The following is a 17,951-nucleotide window of genomic DNA, read 5'->3' as shown; positions in this document are numbered from 1 at the left end:
GGCCGCCTTACATAGAGCGGTTTTGATCCCAAGCAGGGGAGGTTTTGGCCTTCCCTGCTTGCTTGGTATCTAGGGACGATGTAACGTCCCTGTTTCATACATCAACTGGAAACCTATTCGAAAGGGGGATGTGGAACATGACGGTCTTTATCCAATACCTGGTCAACGGCCTGTCCATGGGCAGCGTCTACGCCATCATCGCGTTGGGCTACACCATGGTCTACGGTATCGCCAAGATGCTGAACTTCGCTCACGGCGACGTTATCATGGTCGGTGCCTATGTCTCGTTCTGCGCCACGTCGTATCTCGGCCTCCCGGGCTGGGCATCTGTAGTTCTCTCTTGTGTGGTCTGTACCGTTCTCGGTGTTCTCATCGAGGGTCTGGCATACAAGCCGCTGCGTCAGGCGGGCCCGCTGGCCGTTCTGATCACGGCTATCGGCGTGTCTTACTTCCTGCAGAACGCCGCGCAGCTTCTGTGGGGCGCCACGCCCAAGAACTTCACTTCGCTCGTCACCTTCCAGGTGCCGGAGTTCTTGGCCAAGTTCAACGTAAGCGCCGTCTCGCTCGTCACCATCGTCGCCTGCCTGGTTATCATGGCCGGCCTGATGTTCTTTACAGGTAAGACCAAGATGGGTAAGGCCATGCGTGCCGTGTCCGAGGACAAGGCCGCCGCTCAGCTCATGGGCATCAACGTCAACCGCACCATCTCGATGACGTTTGCCATCGGCTCTGCCCTTGCCGCCATCGCCGGCGTGCTCCTGTGCTCCTACTCGCCGGTGCTGCAGCCCACGACGGGTGCCATGCCTGGCATCAAGGCCTTCGACGCCGCCGTCTTCGGTGGCATCGGCTCCATCCCCGGCGCCTTTGTCGGCGGCATTCTCATCGGCATCATCGAGGCGATGGCGCAGGCCTACATTTCCACGAGCCTTGCCAACTCCATCGTCTTTGGTGTTTTGATCATCGTCCTGCTCGTCAAGCCTGCCGGCCTCTTGGGCAAGTACGTCCCCGAGAAGGTGTAGGTGAGCGTTATGAAGTTTCTTAAAGACAAGCAGACGCGTCACGATTTTGTCACGTACGCTATGTGCGTTGTGGCCTTCGCCATCGTGTTCTTTATGCAGTCTAACCACATGATTCCGCGCATGATCGCCGGTCAGCTGGTTCCCATCACGGCCTATATCGTCATGGCCATCTCCCTTAACCTCGTCGTCGGCATCGCGGGCGACTTGTCGCTGGGCCATGCGGGCTTTATGAGTGTCGGCGCCTATACGGGCATCGTCACCGCCGTCGCGCTGGAGAGCGCCGTTCCGTCCGATCCGGTGCGCCTTGTCATCAGCATCGTGGTCGGCGCTATCGCCGCTGCCATCTTGGGCTTCTTGATCGGTATCCCGGTCCTGCGCCTGAGCGGCGATTACCTGGCTATCGTGACGCTGGCCTTTGGCGAGATCATCAAAGAGGTTGTCACCTGCCTTATCGTGGGCGTCGATTCCCGCGGCCTGCATGTGATCTTTAACATCACGGGCAACTCCACGATCGACGACCTGCATCTGCTCGAGGACGGCACCGCCATCATCAAGGGCGCCCAGGGCGCCTCGGGCGTGTCGACATACTCGACCTTCCTCGCCGGTGCCATCCTGGTCATGGTCGCACTCGTGATCGTGCTCAACCTGGTTCGCAGCCGTACCGGCCGTGCCATTATGGCCGTGCGCGATAACAAGATTGCAGCCGAGTCCGTAGGCATCTCCGTCACCGAGTACCGCATGATCGCCTTCGTGGTTTCCGCTGCCCTCGCCGGTGCTGCCGGAGCTCTCTTCGGCGGTAACTTCTCGCAGCTCTCCGCCACCAAGTTCGACTTCAACACGTCCATCCTCATCCTGGTGTTCGTGGTCCTGGGCGGTCTGGGCAATATGCGCGGCTCCGTCATCGCGGCGGCGCTGCTTACGGTGCTTCCCGAGCTGCTCCGTCAGTTCTCGGACTACCGCATGCTCATCTACGCCATCGTGCTGATCCTGGTTATGATCTTTACCAACAACCCGCAGCTCAAGGCATTCTTCGGTCGCGTTAAGGACCGCTTTGCTTCCAAGAAGGAGGTGGCAGCCGATGCCCAGTAAGTTTGAGTTCAACAAGGGCAAGATGGTCCCGTATCCTTCTGGCGCCATCGTTCCCGACCGCGACCTGGGTCAGCGCCCAGCGCTCGAGTGCATCCACCTGGGCATTGAATTCGGCGGACTTAAGGCGGTCGACGACTTTAGCCTGACCATCGGTAAGACCGAGATCGCCGGTCTCATCGGCCCCAACGGCGCCGGTAAGACCACGGTCTTCAACCTGCTCACCAAGGTATACCAGCCCACGCACGGCACCATCCTGCTCGACGGTGAGGACACCTCGGGCAAGTCCGTCTACCAGGTCAACCGCATGGGTATTGCCCGTACCTTCCAGAACATCCGCCTGTTCAACACCATGACGGTGGAGGACAACGTTAAGGTCGGTCTGCATAACCAGGAGCGCTACTCCGGTTTTGAGGGCGTGCTGCGCCTGCCGACGTATTGGAAGCACGAGAAGGCCGCCCACGAGCGCGCCATGGAGCTGCTGTCCATCTTTGATATGGAGCATCTGGCAAACGAGCAGGCCGGATCGCTGCCTTACGGCGCCCAGCGTCGTCTGGAGATCGTCCGCGCGCTTGCCACCAACCCCAAACTGCTGTTGCTCGACGAGCCTGCCGCCGGCATGAACCCGTCCGAGACCGCGGAGCTCATGGAGAACATCGTTAAGATTCGCGACACCTTCGGCATTGCCATCATGCTTATCGAGCATGATATGTCGCTCGTTATGAACATCTGCGAGGGCATTTGCGTGCTCAACTTTGGTAAGGTCATCGCCAAGGGCACGGCCGAGGAAATCCAGAACAACGACGCTGTTATCGAGGCGTATCTGGGTAAGCAGGATAAGGGGGAGAACTAAATGGCAGAGCCGATGCTTTCCGTCTACAACATCAACGTCTGGTACGGCGCCATCCACGCCATCAAGGACATCTCCTTTAACGTTAACGAGGGCGAGATCGTGGCCTTGATTGGTGCCAACGGTGCCGGCAAGTCCACAACGCTCAAGACCGTCTCGGGCCTGCTGCGCTCCAAGACCGGCTCCATCAAGTTTATGGGCGAGGACATTACCCATACGCCCGCTGATAAGCTGGTTGGTAAGGGCCTGGCTCAGGTTCCCGAGGGTCGTCGCGCCTTTTTGCAGATGACGGTCGAGGAGAACCTGGAGATGGGCGCCTATACACAGCTCAAGTCCACAATTGCTCCGGGCCTGGAGCGCGTCTACGAGCAGTTCCCGCGCCTGAAGGAACGTCGTCGCCAGGTCGCCGGCACCCTTTCAGGTGGCGAGCAGCAGATGCTCGTTATGGGGCGCGCCCTTATGAGTAACCCCAAACTGCTTATGCTCGACGAACCTTCCATGGGTCTGGCACCGATTCTGATCGAACAGATCTTCCAGATTGTCGAGGACCTGCACAAGGCCGGCACCACGGTGCTTCTGGTCGAGCAAAACGCGCAGATGGCGCTTTCCATCGCCACACGCGGTTACGTGCTCGAGACCGGCAAGATCACCATGACCGGCACCGGCCAAGAGCTCCTGCATGACGACAACGTCCGCAAAGCCTACCTCGGAGGCTAACCCACCTAACAAAAGGGGCGCTGACTATCTCAGTCAGCGCCCCTTTTTAAGTTGCGGTGAAATAGGGACTGAATACGGGCTCCAGAGGCCAAAAGAGTCCCTATTCCACCGCAACTTCATGGGGGTGTGTGACAATGCCCGTCGGAAAACATCTGCTGTCTTTGGGGGTCTATCTATGCTGTACGAGTTTTGTGCCGAGAACTTTGAGCGGGTGCCGGCGGCTATCGATGCCGGTGCAAGGCGTATCGAGCTGTGCGACAACCTTGCCGTTGGTGGCACCACGCCTTCGGCCGGCGTTATCAGCGCTACGACCAACTATGCACACGAGCACGATGCGCGGGTGATGTGCATGATTCGCCCGCGTGGCGGCGACTTTCACTACAACCAGGACGAGTTGCGTATGATGGAGATGGACCTGGGCCTTGCCGTGAGCGCCGGCGTTGACGGCTTAGTCTTTGGCTGCTGCAAGCCCCGCGCTGGCGGATGGGCACTCGACGAGCTTACGTTGGGCGCTCTCGTGATGGCCGCGGGCTGCGCGACCGAGGAATGCAAGCGTGAGCCCATCGACATCACCTTCCACATGGCGTTTGATCAGCTCTCGCCCGAGGCTCAGCTCGACGCGATTGACATACTCGCCGACTGCGGCATCACACGCATCCTGACGCATGGTGGCGCTGCCGGTACGCCGATCGAGGACAACTTCGAAAACCTGGCCCGCTTAATCGAGTATGCGGGCGACCGCTTGACCATCCTTCCCGGCGGCGGCATTTCCACGGTCAACCGCGATACCGTGGCGGCGGCACTGGGCGTCTCCGAGCTCCATGGCACCAAGATTGTGCCGCTGGAGGTGTAGCCCGTGGCACTTGTATTCGATGTCCAGCAGGCGAGCGGTAAGCCCGACGATAATCGTCGCCCTGGCACCGCGTGCCCCTTTTGCGACACGGAGGGGCTTGCCAACATCATCCAGCGCGATGGTGACTGCATCTGGCTCGAGAATAAGTTCAAGACATTGCGGGCCACACGTCAGACCGTATTGATCGAGTCTGCCAATCACGACGCCGACCTGGTGACCTATGAACCGGATGAGCTGCATCATGTGATGCGGTTTGCCCTGGGCTGTTGGCAGCAGATGATCGATTCCCAACAGTACTGCAGTGTGCTCATGTACAAGAACAAAGGCCCGCTTTCGGGCGGCAGCCTCGTCCATCCACACATGCAGATTGTGGGCTTGGAACAGGAGGACGGCTATGCGGCGCTGGCCTCAGCCAACTTTGAAGGCATCAGTGTCTGGCAACAGGGGAGAATCTCGGTCGACATCTCAACCGAACCGATCATGGGGTTCTTTGAGATCAACGTTTCAGCCCCGCAGGGAATCGCTGCCAGCGATGACACGAGAGACCAAGCCGAGGCGGATCTCTTCGCCGATGCGATCCAGGTAGCTCTGCGCTATATCCTGAACGAGCACCACGGTGGTCGCGCAGAGTCGTACAACCTGTTCTTCTATCACCTGGGCGGTCGGACCATTGCCAAGGCGCTGCCACGTTGGGTGGTTTCGCCCTACTTTGTCGGCTATCGTTTGGCCCAGGTCAATGCTGAGACAACGCTCGATATCGATGCTGAGCGCCTGCGTGCGCATCTGGAAACGCTCGTATAGCAAGACTAACACCCGCGTAATGCGGACAGTCTAGCGTCCCATGGCGTCGCGGCCGGCCTCGACCCGCTTGCGCTGGGCGGCGCGCTCCTCGCCGGTTAGACGCTCAAAGAGATGTCCGATAAGCGAGGCGAGTACCTGCTGAAACAGCGTGCCGCACATGACGGGGAATACGACTTCGCCCGGAAAGTATTGCGTGGCGATGACGGCGCCCGAAGATATGTTACGCATGCCGCAGGTAAAGCACATGGTAGCCGTCTCGCTATATGGCAGATGCAGCGCACGGGCGACCAGAAAACCGATGACAAAGCCGCTGATGGCGAAGGTCAAAATAAAGAGGGCGACTTCCAGGCGCACCGCGTTCATGTGCAGCACGTACTCGCTCATGGCGGTGGAGTTGGAGGCGATAACGCCCATCATCATGAATTTGCAGGCGGGCGAGAGCGCGGGGGAGAGCTTCTCGTGTCCCCATCCACGCGTGAGCTCGTTGATCACGATGCCGAGCACGGCGGGGATGGCGATCATAAAGGCCATGTCTTGCATCATGCTCGGCACATCGATCGAGACGGTGGCACCCAGCAAGAGCTTAAGCGTGAGCGGAATCGTCACAGGGGAGATAACTGAGGACGTCAGGATGATAGTGAGCGCGAGCGGGCCGTTGCCGCCGAACATGCTGATCCACATAAAAGCGGTGACGGCCACGGGCACGCTGTACTCGAGCACGATGCCGCAGACAAGGTTGGGGTTGGAGCCAAAGAAGAGTGACCCTATGGCGTACGCCGCGATGGGAATAAGCACTGCCGAGACCAGCAGCGCCAGAATCAGGTGCAGCGGACGGTGGAACACCTCGGCTACCTGGTGAAAAGTGTTGCTGAGCGCGCCCTGAAACGTCATAAAGGCGAAGAGGGCGGGAACAATGGGCTTGAGCACGCCGATCTGCTGGGGAAAGAGCACTCCGAGCGCCACGCAAATCGGAACGATGATCTGCATATGCCCCGCGAGGAACTTTCCCAGTCCAGCCCATTGCTTCATATGTCCCGTGACTCCCTTTATCCGCGAACTCGTTTGTATGGATATGCTAGACGCTCGTATGCGTCCGTGCGGCTGAAACGCTCGATTATTTCGAGGCCATTACCGCCATCGTTTGCCGAAACCGCGGCGCACCGCGGCGTTTTGCGTCCGTGCCGCACGGTATAATAAATCCGTTCAACAGATCTGCCTGCCGAAGCGGGCATACACAGAGGACTCATCGCTATGAACCGTGAGAGGTATCGCGGCGACCTGCCCCTATCGGGGGTGGGCGCCTATGTCATCGCTTAAGACGACGCATCGCTGGGCGGTCGCTCGGCAAAACCCCGAGCTCGAAAAGGAGCTTTCGGCTGGCCTGGGCATACCCGGGCTGGTGGCGCGCATTATGGTTGCGCACGGCATTACATCCATCGAGGAAGGCCAACTGTTTTTGACGCCTTCGCTCGATCGCGACTGGGCGGACCCGCTCGTTATTCCGGGCATGGCGGTCGTCGCCGACCGCGTTGAGCGCGCTGTTCGCAGTCACGAGCGCATCGCCGTCTTTGGCGATTTTGACGTCGACGGCATAACGTCGACTTGTCTGTTGACCGAGGCGCTGCGGATGTTTGGCGCCAATGTCACACCGTTTATCCCGCACCGCTTTGACGAGGGGTACGGCCTGTCGCGTGCGGCGCTCGACCGCGTCAACGAGCTCGCCCAACCCAACCTGATTGTGACCGTCGATAACGGTATTGCTGCCAAGGAAGAGGTCTCCTATCTGGAGAGCCTGGGGATCGATTTGGTGGTCACGGACCATCACGAGCCTTCCGACCAGGTGCCGCAGGGCGTGCCCCTGACCGACCCCAAGCTCGAGGACGAGGGTCCCTCGCGCGAGCTTGCCGGTGCCGGCGTGGCACTCAAACTGGTGCAGGTCCTGGGCGAGCGTTTGGGCAAGCCGTCGTATTGGCGTTCGCTGATAGAGGTCGCGGCGCTGGGCACCGTATCCGACATGATGCCGCTCACGCCCGAGAATCGCGCACTGGTCGCCGAGGGCATCCAGCAGATGCGCGTGACGGCCCGTCCCGGCTATATCGCGCTTGCCGCACTTGCCAAGGCCGATCTTTCTACCATTACGGCCGACGGCCTGTCATTCTCGCTCATTCCCCGCTTAAACGCTGCCGGTCGCATGGCCGATCCCAAGCTGGCGCTCGACCTGCTGCTTGCCCGCAATCCCATCGAAGCAAGCGCGCTGGCGGCTGAGCTCGAGGAAATCAACCGCCAGCGCCGTGAGATCGAGGCGGAGCTCACGCGCGATGCCATGGCAAAGGTCGAGGAGACCTATGACGGCGGACGCGCGATCGTCGTGGGCGGCGAAGGCTGGCACGAGGGTGTCAAGGGCATCGTGGCAAGCCGTCTGACCAACCGCTATCACGTGCCGGCGCTGCTGTTCTCGATCGAGGACGGTATCGCGCGCGGCTCTGGTCGCTCGGTGGGCAAAGTTAACCTGTTTGACGCCGTCGAGCGCTGTTCCGACCTGCTGATTCGTCGCGGCGGACATGCCGGTGCGGTGGGTGTGACCATCGAGGCATCCAAGCTCGATGAATTCCGTCGTTGCCTTTCCGCCGTGCTATCGGAGATTCCCGCCGAGGACTTTGAAGACATCGACGAGGTTGCCGCCACGGTCGACCTTTCCGAGCTGAATATCGAGACTATAGAGCAGATTTCCCGTCTTGAGCCGTTTGGCCAGGGCAACAAGGTGCCGCTGCTGACCGCCGAGGGCGTGACGATGTGCGATCGCGCCGTGGTGGGCAAAACCGGCGAGCACATGCGCTTTGTGGCGACCGATGGCGCCGCAAGCGTGCCGGCCATTATGTTCCGCGTGCCGCAAATCGATAAGCTCATCAACTGCGATAGTGCTGTCGACTTGGTGTTCGAGGCCGTTGCCGAGCATTGGCAGGGGCGTGTGAAGCCCAAGCTCATGATCAAGGATGTTCTGGTCCGCGATACCACGCTGCCCAGCGTCGACGATCCGGCATGCGAGCTTCGTCGTGGCGTGCAGCCGGCGGATTCCGGCCTGCGCCTGGAGTCGCGTAAGCGCGAGACACTCGCCCAGCTTTCTTATACCGAGCTGACGCGCTCGCTTATCCATAGCTTTATAGGCTCGAACCAGCCGCACCGCGCGCAGGTCGAGGCGCTCGATGCCCTGGCCGATCACCAAAGTGTTCTGGCCGTTATGGGAACGGGGCGCGGCAAGTCGCTCATCTTCCATGTGCATGCCGCGCGCGAGGCGGTTCTTCGCGGGCGTGCGAGCATCTTTGTCTATCCGCTGCGCGCGCTCGTTGCCGACCAGGCCTATCACCTCTCGTCGACGATGGCCGCGCTCGGCATTGGCGTCGGCGTGTTGACCGGCGAGACCGTGGAGGCGGCGCGCGATGACGTGTTTGCCGGCTTGGCTTCGGGCCGTACCGGCATCGTGCTCACGACGCCCGAGTTCCTGTCCATTCACCGCGACCGCTTTGCGCGTTCGGGGCGCATCGGTTTTGTCGTTATCGATGAGGCGCACCACGCTGGCCTTGCCAAGGGCGGCGACCGCAGCGCCTATCTCGACATGCCCGATATCCTCAAAGCCCTGGGCGACCCGGTCGTTATGGCCGCGACGGCCACCGCGACGGCTCCGGTCGTGGCCGAGCTTGCCCGCACGCTTCCGATCACTCACACGGTGGTCGACGAGACGGTGCGCGAGAACCTGCAGCTCGAGGACGACCGAGATCTTGCGAGCCGCGAGAACCGTTTGGTGTCGATCGTGGCGACGGGGGAGAAGACCGTCATTTACGTCAATTCGCGCGACCAGTCCGTGGCGCTCGCCAAGACACTACGCAAACGCGTTCCCGACTGTGCGACCCGTATCGCGTTCTATAACGCTGGCCTTACGCGCACCGACCGCCATCGCGTAGAGGAGGCGTTTCGAGACGGCAGCCTCAGCTGCATCGTCTCGACATCCGCCTTTGGCGAGGGCGTCAACCTTCCCGATATTCGCCATGTCGTGCTCTATCACATGCCGTTTGGCGGCATTGAGTTTAACCAGATGAGCGGCCGCGCCGGTCGCGATGGCCAACCCGCCGTGATCCATCTACTCTATTCGTCGCGTGACGCCCGTATTAACGAGCGCCTGCTCGACTGCTATGCGCCCGAGCGCGACGAGCTCGTCACGCTCTATCGCGCGCTGCAGACCATGTGGCGCTCCAACCGCGGCAAGACCGGGGACGATTCCTTTAGCGCGAGCGATATCGACATCGCGCAGATGTGCCTTGCCATCGATGCTCGCACGCCGGTCGACGAGCGCTCGGTGGAAAGCGGCTTGGGAATCTTCGAAGAGCTTGGTTTTTGTCGCGTTTCGGGGTTTGACGACACCCGTCGCATCGCGATGGCCGAAAACCCCGGCCGCGTGCAATTGAGCAGGTCAATTCGCTATTTGGAGGGCTTGCGCTCGCGCATGGAGTTCTCGGCTTTCCGGAGTTGGGCGCTCGATTCGTGCGCTTCTGATATGCTAGCCAAAGTTAACCGCCCGATCGTACCGCGGGCCTAGGGGAAGGGGACCTCGATGGATGCCGCAGCCCGTACCGCCCATGATTCCACCCTCCAGCCTTTTTCGGAGATGGAGCACTATAAGCATGCCGATGAGCTGCCGCCCGAGATTATGGCGGACAGCTACGACAAGCTGGAGCGCCTGTGCCTCAAATATATGAATGAGGACGACTTTTCTAAGGTTGAGCAGGCCTACTGCTTTGCCGCCGAGAAGCACTGCAACCAAAAGCGCCGCTCGGGCGAGATGTACATTAACCATCCCGTCGAGGTTGCCATCATTTTGGCCGATCTCAAGATGGACTGCGATGTGGTGTGCGCCGCGCTGCTGCACGATACCGTCGAGGATACCGAGACCTCGCTCGCCGATGTTTCCGGCCTGTTCGGCGATACGGTGGCCGAGCTCGTCGATGGCGTGACCAAGCTCACCAACATCGAAGTCGACAGCATGGACGAGAAGCAGGCGCTCACGCTGCGCAAGATGTTCCTCGCCATGTCCAAGGACATTCGCGTCATCATCGTTAAACTTGCCGACCGTCTGCACAACATGCGAACGCTGGCAGCCCTGCGCGAGGATCGTCGCCTGTTTAAGGCTCGCGAGACCATGGACGTGTACGCGCCCTTGGCCGACCGCCTGGGCATGAGCTCTATTAAGTGGGAGCTCGAGGACCTGTCCTTCTTCTACCTGGAGCCCGATGCCTACCAGCGCATCGCGCGCATGGTGGCTGAGTCGCGCGAGGTCCGCGAGCGCTACCTTGCCGAGACCATCAAGACGCTTACCGATGAGCTCAACCGCATTGGTCTGGAGGACTTCCAGATCAACGGCCGCTCCAAGCACTATTGGTCCATCTACCAAAAGATGAAGCGCAAGGGCAAGGAGTTCTCCGAGATCTACGACCTGGTGGCGCTGCGCGTTATTACCCATTCGGTGCGCGATTGTTACTCCACGCTCGGTGCGGTGCATACGCTGTGGCACCCCATGCCTGGTCGCTTTAAAGACTATATCGCCATGCCCAAGGTCAATAACTACCAGTCGCTCCACACGACGGTCATCGGCCCTACGGCTCGTCCGCTCGAGATTCAGATTCGAACCTACGAGATGCATGAGCAGGCCGAGTACGGCATTGCCGCTCACTGGCTATATAAGAAGTCGGGCGGATCGTCTGCTTCCAAGACCAATGACGCTCAACGTTTGGACGACCAGATCAACTGGCTCAAGCATTCGCTCGATTGGGCGGCTTCCGACGAGATCACCGATGCCAAGGAATACCTGCACTCGCTGAAGGTCGATCTGTTCGATCAGGAGATCTTTGTCTTCACGCCCAAAGGCGAGGTCATGGCGCTTCGTGCCGGCTCAACGCCGCTCGACTTTGCCTATGCCGTTCACACCGAGGTGGGAAACCACTGCGTCGGCGCCAAAATCAACGGTGCGGTGGCTCCGCTCACGCACGAGATCAAGACGGGCGACCGCGTTGAAATCCTGACTAACAAGAGTTCCAAGCCGTCGCGCGATTGGCTCAAGATCGTTAAGACACCTTCCGCCAAGTCAAAGATCCGCCGCTATTTTGCCGCTGCGACCAAGGACGACGACGCTGCCGCCGGTCGCGATATGCTGGCCAAGGATCTGCGTAAGCGTGGCTATGGCATTTCTACGCCGCGTTCGACGCGTGCGCTCAATGCCGTGGCGGAGCAGTTTAACTTCAAGCAGCTCGAGGACCTGTTTGCCGCCGTCGGCGCCGGCAAGGTTGCCTCGCGCGCTGTGGGCAATAAGGTCGAGCAAATCTTGGACCCCAAGCCCGAGGAACAGCTCACCAAGGCCGAGGCTATCGCCGAGGTCGTGAAGCAGCCCGCTCGCGCCTCCAACCGCAAGCCTCAAAAGCGCGGCAAGAGCGCCAGTAACGGCATTATCGTCAAGGGCGAGAGCAACAGCGGCCTGCTGGTCCGTCTGGCTCATTGCTGCAACCCCGTGACGGGCGACGACATCGTCGGCTTCATCACGCGCGGTCGTGGCGTTTCGGTGCATCGCGCCAACTGTCCCAACGTCAAGGGTCTTATGGAACATCCCGAGCGCATGATCGATGTGGAGTGGGACGGCGCTGCCGACACCCTCTTCCAGGTCGAGATCGTGGTCGAGTGCCTGGACCGTATGGGACTGCTCAAGGATGTCACCATTGCCATTGGCGATGCGGGCGGCAATATCCTTTCTGCCGCCACGTCGACCAACCGCGAGGGTATTGCAACCCTGCGCTTTATGGTCGAGATCTCGGACGCGAGTGGTCTGGATCCGCTGCTGGCTTCCATCAGCAGTGTCGATTCGGTCTACGACGCTCGCCGTCTTATGCCCGGCGAGGGCGGAGCGCAACTCAAGCGCCGTGTGTAGGTGCGAGAGCCTCTCAGCATCATAGATATTGGTTACGTTCGAGGCATCGTTTGGTGCCTCGAGCGTATTTTAGAAGGAGGGTATGCGCATGGACGATATGACTTTGGACCTGACACCCCGAGGCACGGCTTCGATTGAGGCGCTCGTCAACGGCCCGATTCAGACCAACAGCTACGCCGTGATTTCGAATGACGAGTGCTTAATCGTCGATCCAGCGTGGGAGGGCGAGCGTCTTGTGGAGCATATCTGCACCGCGCATCCCGAGGTGCGCGTACTCGGGTCTGTCTGCACGCACGGTCATGCCGACCATGTTGGTGGGGTTGCCGGGGTTCGAGCTGTCGTTGGCGACAGCGCACTATATGAGTTGTGCGCTAAGGACGTGACGGTACCTCGCGCAAATATCGAGGAGCAGCGCGCCATGTGGGGTATCGAGACGCCCGATCCGGGTGAGCCGACGCGCTTGCTTGCCGAGGGCGATACAATCGAGGTGGGCGACGTCTGCCTGCAGGTGATCGAGACGCCGGGGCATACGCCGGGCGGCATCGTCCTGTTCGCCGCGACCGAGCAGGGAAACATCGCCTTTGTGGGCGACACGCTTTTCCCGGGCAGCCACGGTCGTACCGATCTTTCCGGCGGTGACGAGGCGGCGATTATGCGCTCGCTCTCCAAACTTGCCAAGATGCTTCCGCCCGATACCGTTTGCTTGACGGGCCATGGCGATTCGACCACGATGGCGCGCGAACTTATGCAGAACCCGTTTATGCAGATGTAGGCTCGAAGCCGTCTTCCGAACCACGAAGACCGCTCAATCGTCAAGCTATTTTCCCCAGTGGGTCGATTCTGTGGGGCAAACGGTCAAAATTTGTCCAATCGGATGGTATTCGTGAACAAACGAACGTTTATGCTCGGGTATGTCGTGGTAAAATCTCAGGCGTTATCGGAACAACCTTACAGGAGGTTTCTTTTATGCTCGTCAACGCAGCAGACATGCTCAAGAAGGCCGAGGCCGGCAAGTATGGTCTCGGTGCCTTCAACACCAACAACCTCGAGTGGACCCTGGCTATTCTCCAGGCCGCCGAGGAGGCCAAGTCTCCGCTGATCCTTCAGTGCACCGCTGGTGCCGCTAAGTGGATGGGCGGTTTCAAGGTCTGCGCCGACATGGTCAAGGCTGCCGTCGAGGCCACGGGCGTTACCGTTCCCGTCGCCCTTCACCTCGATCACGGTTCTTACGAGGACTGCTTCAAGTGCATCGAGGCCGGCTTCACGTCCATCATGTATGACGGCTCTCACGAGGAGACCTTCCAGCTTAACCTCGACCGCACCAAGGAGCTCGTTGAGCTTGCCCACTCCAAGGGTATGTCCATCGAGGCCGAGGTCGGCGGCATCGGCGGCACCGAGGACGGCGTGACCTCCAGCGGCGAGCTCGCTGATCCTGCTGAGTGCAAGCAGATTGCTGACCTGGGCGTCGACTTCCTTGCCTGCGGTATCGGCAACATCCACGGCGTGTACCCTGCCGACTGGGCTGGCCTTTCCTTCGAGCGTCTGGGCGAGATCAAGGCTCAGACCGGCGACCTGCCCCTCGTCCTGCACGGTGGCACCGGCATCCCCGAGGATCAGATCAAGAAGGCCATCTCCCTGGGTATCTCCAAGATCAACGTCAACACCGATCTGCAGCTCGTCTTCGCCAAGGGTGTTCGCGAGTACATCGAGGCCGGCAAGGATCAGCAGGGCAAGGGCTTTGACCCCCGCAAGCTCCTCAAGCCTGGTCGCGACAACATCGTTGCCCGCACCAAGGAGCTCATGGAGGAGTTTGGCTCCGTCAACAAGGCGTAAGCGTCGCTAAACTTCCCGCCGGAAGCCCCGTCTCCCTACACTGTTTCCTTTGCGCTCACCTGGCTTCGCCAGAAGTCGCGCCAAGGAAACAGTTCCGGGGGACGGGGCTTCCTTCGTTTAACGCCGCAGGGTTACTGGGCTGAATTCATTTTTTTGACTACCGTTCGGCGGTGTTGATGGCTCCCTTGTTGGGGCTTTCTTTTTTATCTCGCTACAATGGACTTCAAGCGTTCTAGTGACTTGGAGTTTTAGTATGGCTGTTGTTAAGGTGCTGCCTTCGGATGGGAAGGTCATTGACGAGGGTCCTGTTGGTTGCTCTGTTGATGTTTGCTGTGATGATTTCCGTCATCTCGATATTGGACTGCCGCCCGAGATTCTTCGTCTCAAGGATGCCGGATATTTGACGCAGGCTGTTGCGGCTTGTGATCGTCTTTTGGGGCAGAATCCCGATCCCTCGCTTGCTGCCTGCGTTCGTGCCGAGCGGTATCGCATGCTTGAGACGCCGCTTCATTTTTCGGTGCCGCGCGATCGAGCTATTGCGATGATTCGCGAGGAGTGGCCTGAGTTTACCGAGGAGCAGTTTGACGATCTGATTGACCGTAAGCGTATTGACTGGCGCTTTATCGATGGCGAGCTGTTCGTTCTCGACAACTTCCTCGATTCGCTTCGCGTATATCCCAAAGAGGTTCCCGGCATGCGGCCCGATCCTACGGACGGAATTGCACTGCGCAACCAGATGCTCGAGGAGATGGAGTCGCAAAACGGATTGGCTCGCGTCATTACGCTTAAAGCGTCCGTGTCTGTCCCCGGCGCTCTGGAGGGGGAGACCGTTTGCGCTTGGCTTCCCGTCGCGGCTGCCTGCCGTCAGCAGTCTCGGGTCGAGATTCTCGACATGACGCCGGAGGGTGCTGTTGCTCCCGCGAACGCTTCGGCGCGTACCGCCTCGTGGTCTTCTTCGAGTGAGCGCTCATTCTCGGTGACTTATCGTTATCACATCGATGCTGCTTATTGTGATGTCTACGGTGGCATACTTCCGGTTCATCCGCGTATGGACGCGCCTCTGCCCGAGGATATTTCCGAGGACCGTCCGCACATTGCATTTACGCCGTATCTGCAGCAGCTGACGGCCAGTGTTGTTGGCGGACTCGAGGATCCGCTCGATCGCGCCCGTGCTATCTATGATTACCTGACGCAGTATATCGACTATCGTTATCAGCCGCCGTACTTGCTTTTGGGATCTATTGCCGATGACTGCGCGCATTCGCTCCGCGGCGATTGCGGCGTTATGGCGCTCACGTTTATCACCATGTGCCGTATCGCGGGCGTGCCTGCCCGTTGGCAGAGCGGCCTGTACGTTGCGCCCGATTCGGTGGGGTCGCACGACTGGGCAGAGTTCTATACGCCGCAGACCGGTTGGCTCAACGCCGACGTGTCATTTGGATCTTCTGCTCGCAGGATGGGGGAGGAGTGGCGCCGCCGTCACTACTTTGGCAATCTCGACCCATGGCGTATGGTGGCCAACAATCGATTCCAGGCAGAGTTTGAGCCCTCTTTCGACGGCATGCGCGAGGACCCTTACGATAACCAGATGGGTGAGGCTTCGGTCGACGGTCGCGGATGCCGTCAGCTCGAGATGCTACGCACGGTCGAACTCATCGAAATGCTCGAAGTTCCATTTTCGGACTAATCGGTAGAAAGCTGTGATAAACTAACTCACGCATTACGTGCCCGAGTGGCGGAATTGGCAGACGCAGTGGACTCAAAATCCACCGTTGGCAACAACGTGCGAGTTCGAGTCTCGCCTCGGGCACCATACATGCAAGTGAGCGTTCAAGGGGGTTGCGGCCCCCTTTTTCGTGCCGAACTCGCGTGAGCGCGCGAAGCGTTAAGCAAACAGGCCTGCGGCTTGTTTGTAGCGGCGCGTGGCGAGGGCGCCGCGCGTCCGAAGCCCGGGGCTTCGCGAAGCGAAGGCCCTTCGAGTCTCGCCTCGGGCACCATACATGCAAGCGAGCGTTCAAGGGGGTCAAGGCCCCTTTTTCGTGTACGTAATGTGATAACGCGCTGTACGTGTTATTATTCGCAAGGCGTTGTTCCCGCAATGCCCTAAAGAGGAACCCGAGGGTTCCCACCTTTTGGCGCCAATGAGCAGCTGACTGGTCATACAACTTAGATTCTCTTCCTCAAATCGAGGATGTCTATGTGTACGACCTGGTTGCTGAGAAGCGCCGGGTTATTTTTTTTATGAATGGAGGTAGGGAAAATAGCTAAGTCTGATGACACCCGCATCAACGACGAGATTACTGCATCTTCGTGCCGTTTGATTGGCGTCGATGGCTCTCAGCTCGGCCTGTTCGCCATCCGCGATGCCCAGCGCGTCGCCGACGATCAGGGTCTCGACCTGGTCGAGATTGCTCCCAACGCGGAGCCGCCGGTCTGCAAGGTCATGGACTACGGTAAGTTCAAGTACCAGCAGGCCATGAAGGCCAAGGCTGCTCGTAAGAACCAGTCCAAGGTCGAGGTCAAGGAAATGAAGTTCCGACCCAAGATCGACGTTGGCGACTACGAGACCAAGAAGGGCCACGTTATGCGTTTCCTTAAGAAGGGCGCACGCGTTAAGATCACCATCATGTTCCGCGGCCGTGAGATGGCTCACCCGGAGCAGGGCCTTAACGTTCTCGAGCGTCTTGCCGAGGATCTCAAGCCTTACGCTACGGTCGAGTCCAAGCCTAAGATGGAAGGCCGTAACATGCTTATGCTGCTCGCCCCGATTAAGGGCGCCTTCGATGAGGATAAAGCGGCAAGCGATACCAAGTAACTAGTGTTCTGTAACCGATTAAGGAGTATTTCATGCCTAAGATGAAGTCCCACAGCGGCACCAAGAAGCGTTTCCGCAAGACTGGTACCGGCAAGCTTATGCGCGCCAAGGCTTTCAAGAGCCACATCCTGAGCAAGAAGTCCACCAAGCGTAAGCGTGGCTTCCGTCAGGAGACCGAGATCGCCGCTGCCGACCGCAAGGTCATCAAGTCGCGTCTCGCCTAAGTTCGCGTTCCCGTTTTTCGTTTTACCGTCTAGGAGTTGATAGAACATGGCACGTATTAAGCGCGCTGTTGCCGCCAAGAAGAAGCGCCGTACCGTTATGCACCGTGCGAAGGGTTACTACGGTGCCGCTTCGCGTACTTACAAGCATGCTAAAGAGCAGGTCCAGCACTCCCTGCAGTATCAGTATCGTGATCGCCGCAACAAGAAGCGCGAGATCCGTTCTCTCTGGATCACTCGTATCAACGCTGCTGCTCGCCTGAACGACATCTCTTACTCTCAGTTCATGCACGGCCTGAAGGTTGCCGGCATCGAGCTCGACCGCAAGGTCCTGGCCCAGATGGCTTACGAGGATATCGAGTCCTTCAACGAGCTGGCTACCATCGCCAAGAAGGCTCTCGAGGCCTAATAGATTCTCTTGAATCGCTAGGGGAGTGTCGCGTTGTGCGCGGCGCTCCCTCTTTTTATCTGAAGCGCGGTTTACATTGCTAAAAGCGCGGGTAGATAAACACTTACAGGTGACCGATCTCTATATATTCCTGAACCAAAGGGTCATCATCTGATACGTGCGGAAGATCCGCACCAGTCTTTCTATTACCTATAGAAAGCAATATGTTGTGTAGGACTTGTGAAGAGTGGAATTGACGTCCAACAGGGCTTCGCGGTCTGGCAATATATCTCCTTGCCGCGCGGACCGGTGGAACCGGATCAGCCGCGGGGCGTGCACCTTGAGAACCGGATACTGCGAGGATGGACACACCAGATGTGTCGCATCCGGGCAGACATCGA

The 17,951-nt window shown here is 59.3% G+C and carries 15 protein-coding genes and 1 tRNA gene; 15 read left to right on the top strand and 1 reads right to left on the bottom strand.

Annotation, left to right across the window (positions count from 1 at the left end; all coding sequences use genetic code 11):
* Window positions 1-137: 137 nt before the first annotated feature.
* The 6 genes from AAA021_RS08300 (at window position 138) to AAA021_RS08275 (ending at window position 5,326) form a co-directional block, all read left to right on the top strand.
* Window positions 138-1,019 (top strand): branched-chain amino acid ABC transporter permease, encoded by an 882-nt coding sequence (locus AAA021_RS08300; protein ID WP_099432746.1) that lies wholly within the window; start codon window positions 138-140, stop codon window positions 1,017-1,019.
* A 9-nt stretch (window positions 1,020-1,028) separates the two neighbouring features.
* Window positions 1,029-2,108, top strand: coding sequence for a branched-chain amino acid ABC transporter permease (locus AAA021_RS08295; RefSeq protein ID WP_349088827.1), 1,080 nt, complete (start codon window positions 1,029-1,031; stop codon window positions 2,106-2,108).
* A complete protein-coding gene (locus tag AAA021_RS08290; RefSeq protein ID WP_089573307.1) occupies window positions 2,098-2,958 on the top strand; it encodes an ABC transporter ATP-binding protein in 861 nt (286 codons plus the stop codon). Before AAA021_RS08295 ends, AAA021_RS08290 begins: the two co-directional genes overlap by 11 nt.
* A gap of 12 nt (window positions 2,959-2,970) precedes the next feature.
* The gene (locus AAA021_RS08285) at window positions 2,971-3,672 is read left to right on the top strand and encodes an ABC transporter ATP-binding protein (RefSeq protein ID WP_195503486.1); all 702 of its coding nucleotides are present in this window, start codon (window positions 2,971-2,973) and stop codon (window positions 3,670-3,672) included.
* A 175-nt stretch (window positions 3,673-3,847) separates the two neighbouring features.
* Window positions 3,848-4,525, top strand: a complete 678-nt coding sequence (locus AAA021_RS08280) for a copper homeostasis protein CutC (RefSeq protein ID WP_195240671.1) — start codon at window positions 3,848-3,850, stop codon at window positions 4,523-4,525.
* A gap of 3 nt (window positions 4,526-4,528) precedes the next feature.
* On the top strand, window positions 4,529-5,326 hold the full coding sequence (locus tag AAA021_RS08275; protein ID WP_055310552.1) for a DUF4931 domain-containing protein: 798 nt from the start codon (window positions 4,529-4,531) through the stop codon (window positions 5,324-5,326).
* 30 nt (window positions 5,327-5,356) lie between these two features.
* Here AAA021_RS08275 and AAA021_RS08270 read toward each other — a convergent pair whose 3' ends face one another.
* Window positions 5,357-6,355 (bottom strand): bile acid:sodium symporter family protein, encoded by a 999-nt coding sequence (locus AAA021_RS08270; RefSeq protein WP_195920083.1) that lies wholly within the window; start codon window positions 6,353-6,355, stop codon window positions 5,357-5,359.
* Between the two features lie 274 nt (window positions 6,356-6,629).
* Between AAA021_RS08270 and recJ the strand changes: the two genes are divergently transcribed.
* The 9 genes from recJ (at window position 6,630) to rplT (ending at window position 17,571) form a co-directional block, all read left to right on the top strand.
* Window positions 6,630-9,917 (top strand): single-stranded-DNA-specific exonuclease RecJ, encoded by a 3,288-nt coding sequence (gene recJ / locus AAA021_RS08265; protein ID WP_349088825.1) that lies wholly within the window; start codon window positions 6,630-6,632, stop codon window positions 9,915-9,917.
* A gap of 15 nt (window positions 9,918-9,932) precedes the next feature.
* A complete protein-coding gene (locus AAA021_RS08260) occupies window positions 9,933-12,293 on the top strand; it encodes a bifunctional (p)ppGpp synthetase/guanosine-3',5'-bis(diphosphate) 3'-pyrophosphohydrolase (RefSeq protein WP_349088824.1) in 2,361 nt (786 codons plus the stop codon).
* An 88-nt stretch (window positions 12,294-12,381) separates the two neighbouring features.
* Entirely contained in the window at window positions 12,382-13,065 is a 684-nt protein-coding gene (locus AAA021_RS08255; RefSeq protein ID WP_349088823.1) for an MBL fold metallo-hydrolase, read from the top strand.
* A 194-nt stretch (window positions 13,066-13,259) separates the two neighbouring features.
* Window positions 13,260-14,126, top strand: a complete 867-nt coding sequence (fba, locus tag AAA021_RS08250; RefSeq protein WP_035137086.1) for a class II fructose-1,6-bisphosphate aldolase — start codon at window positions 13,260-13,262, stop codon at window positions 14,124-14,126.
* A 253-nt stretch (window positions 14,127-14,379) separates the two neighbouring features.
* Window positions 14,380-15,813: a transglutaminase-like domain-containing protein gene (locus tag AAA021_RS08245; protein WP_349088821.1), complete on the top strand. Its 1,434-nt coding sequence runs from the start codon at window positions 14,380-14,382 to the stop codon at window positions 15,811-15,813.
* 39 nt (window positions 15,814-15,852) lie between these two features.
* Window positions 15,853-15,939: transfer RNA gene (locus AAA021_RS08240), tRNA-Leu, on the top strand.
* 432 nt (window positions 15,940-16,371) lie between these two features.
* Window positions 16,372-16,941 (top strand): translation initiation factor IF-3, encoded by a 570-nt coding sequence (gene infC, locus AAA021_RS08235; RefSeq protein WP_349088820.1) that lies wholly within the window; start codon window positions 16,372-16,374, stop codon window positions 16,939-16,941.
* Between the two features lie 32 nt (window positions 16,942-16,973).
* Entirely contained in the window at window positions 16,974-17,165 is a 192-nt protein-coding gene (gene rpmI, locus AAA021_RS08230) for a 50S ribosomal protein L35 (protein ID WP_006234422.1), read from the top strand.
* A gap of 46 nt (window positions 17,166-17,211) precedes the next feature.
* Window positions 17,212-17,571 (top strand): 50S ribosomal protein L20, encoded by a 360-nt coding sequence (gene rplT, locus AAA021_RS08225; protein ID WP_006234421.1) that lies wholly within the window; start codon window positions 17,212-17,214, stop codon window positions 17,569-17,571.
* The last annotated feature ends 380 nt before the right edge of the window (window positions 17,572-17,951 follow it).

Source organism: Collinsella sp. CLA-JM-H32, from assembly GCF_040098165.1.
Taxonomy (GTDB): Bacteria; Actinomycetota; Coriobacteriia; order Coriobacteriales; family Coriobacteriaceae; genus Collinsella.
Note: the sequence above shows the minus strand (reverse complement) of the source record. Positions and strands in the feature narration are given on the sequence as shown.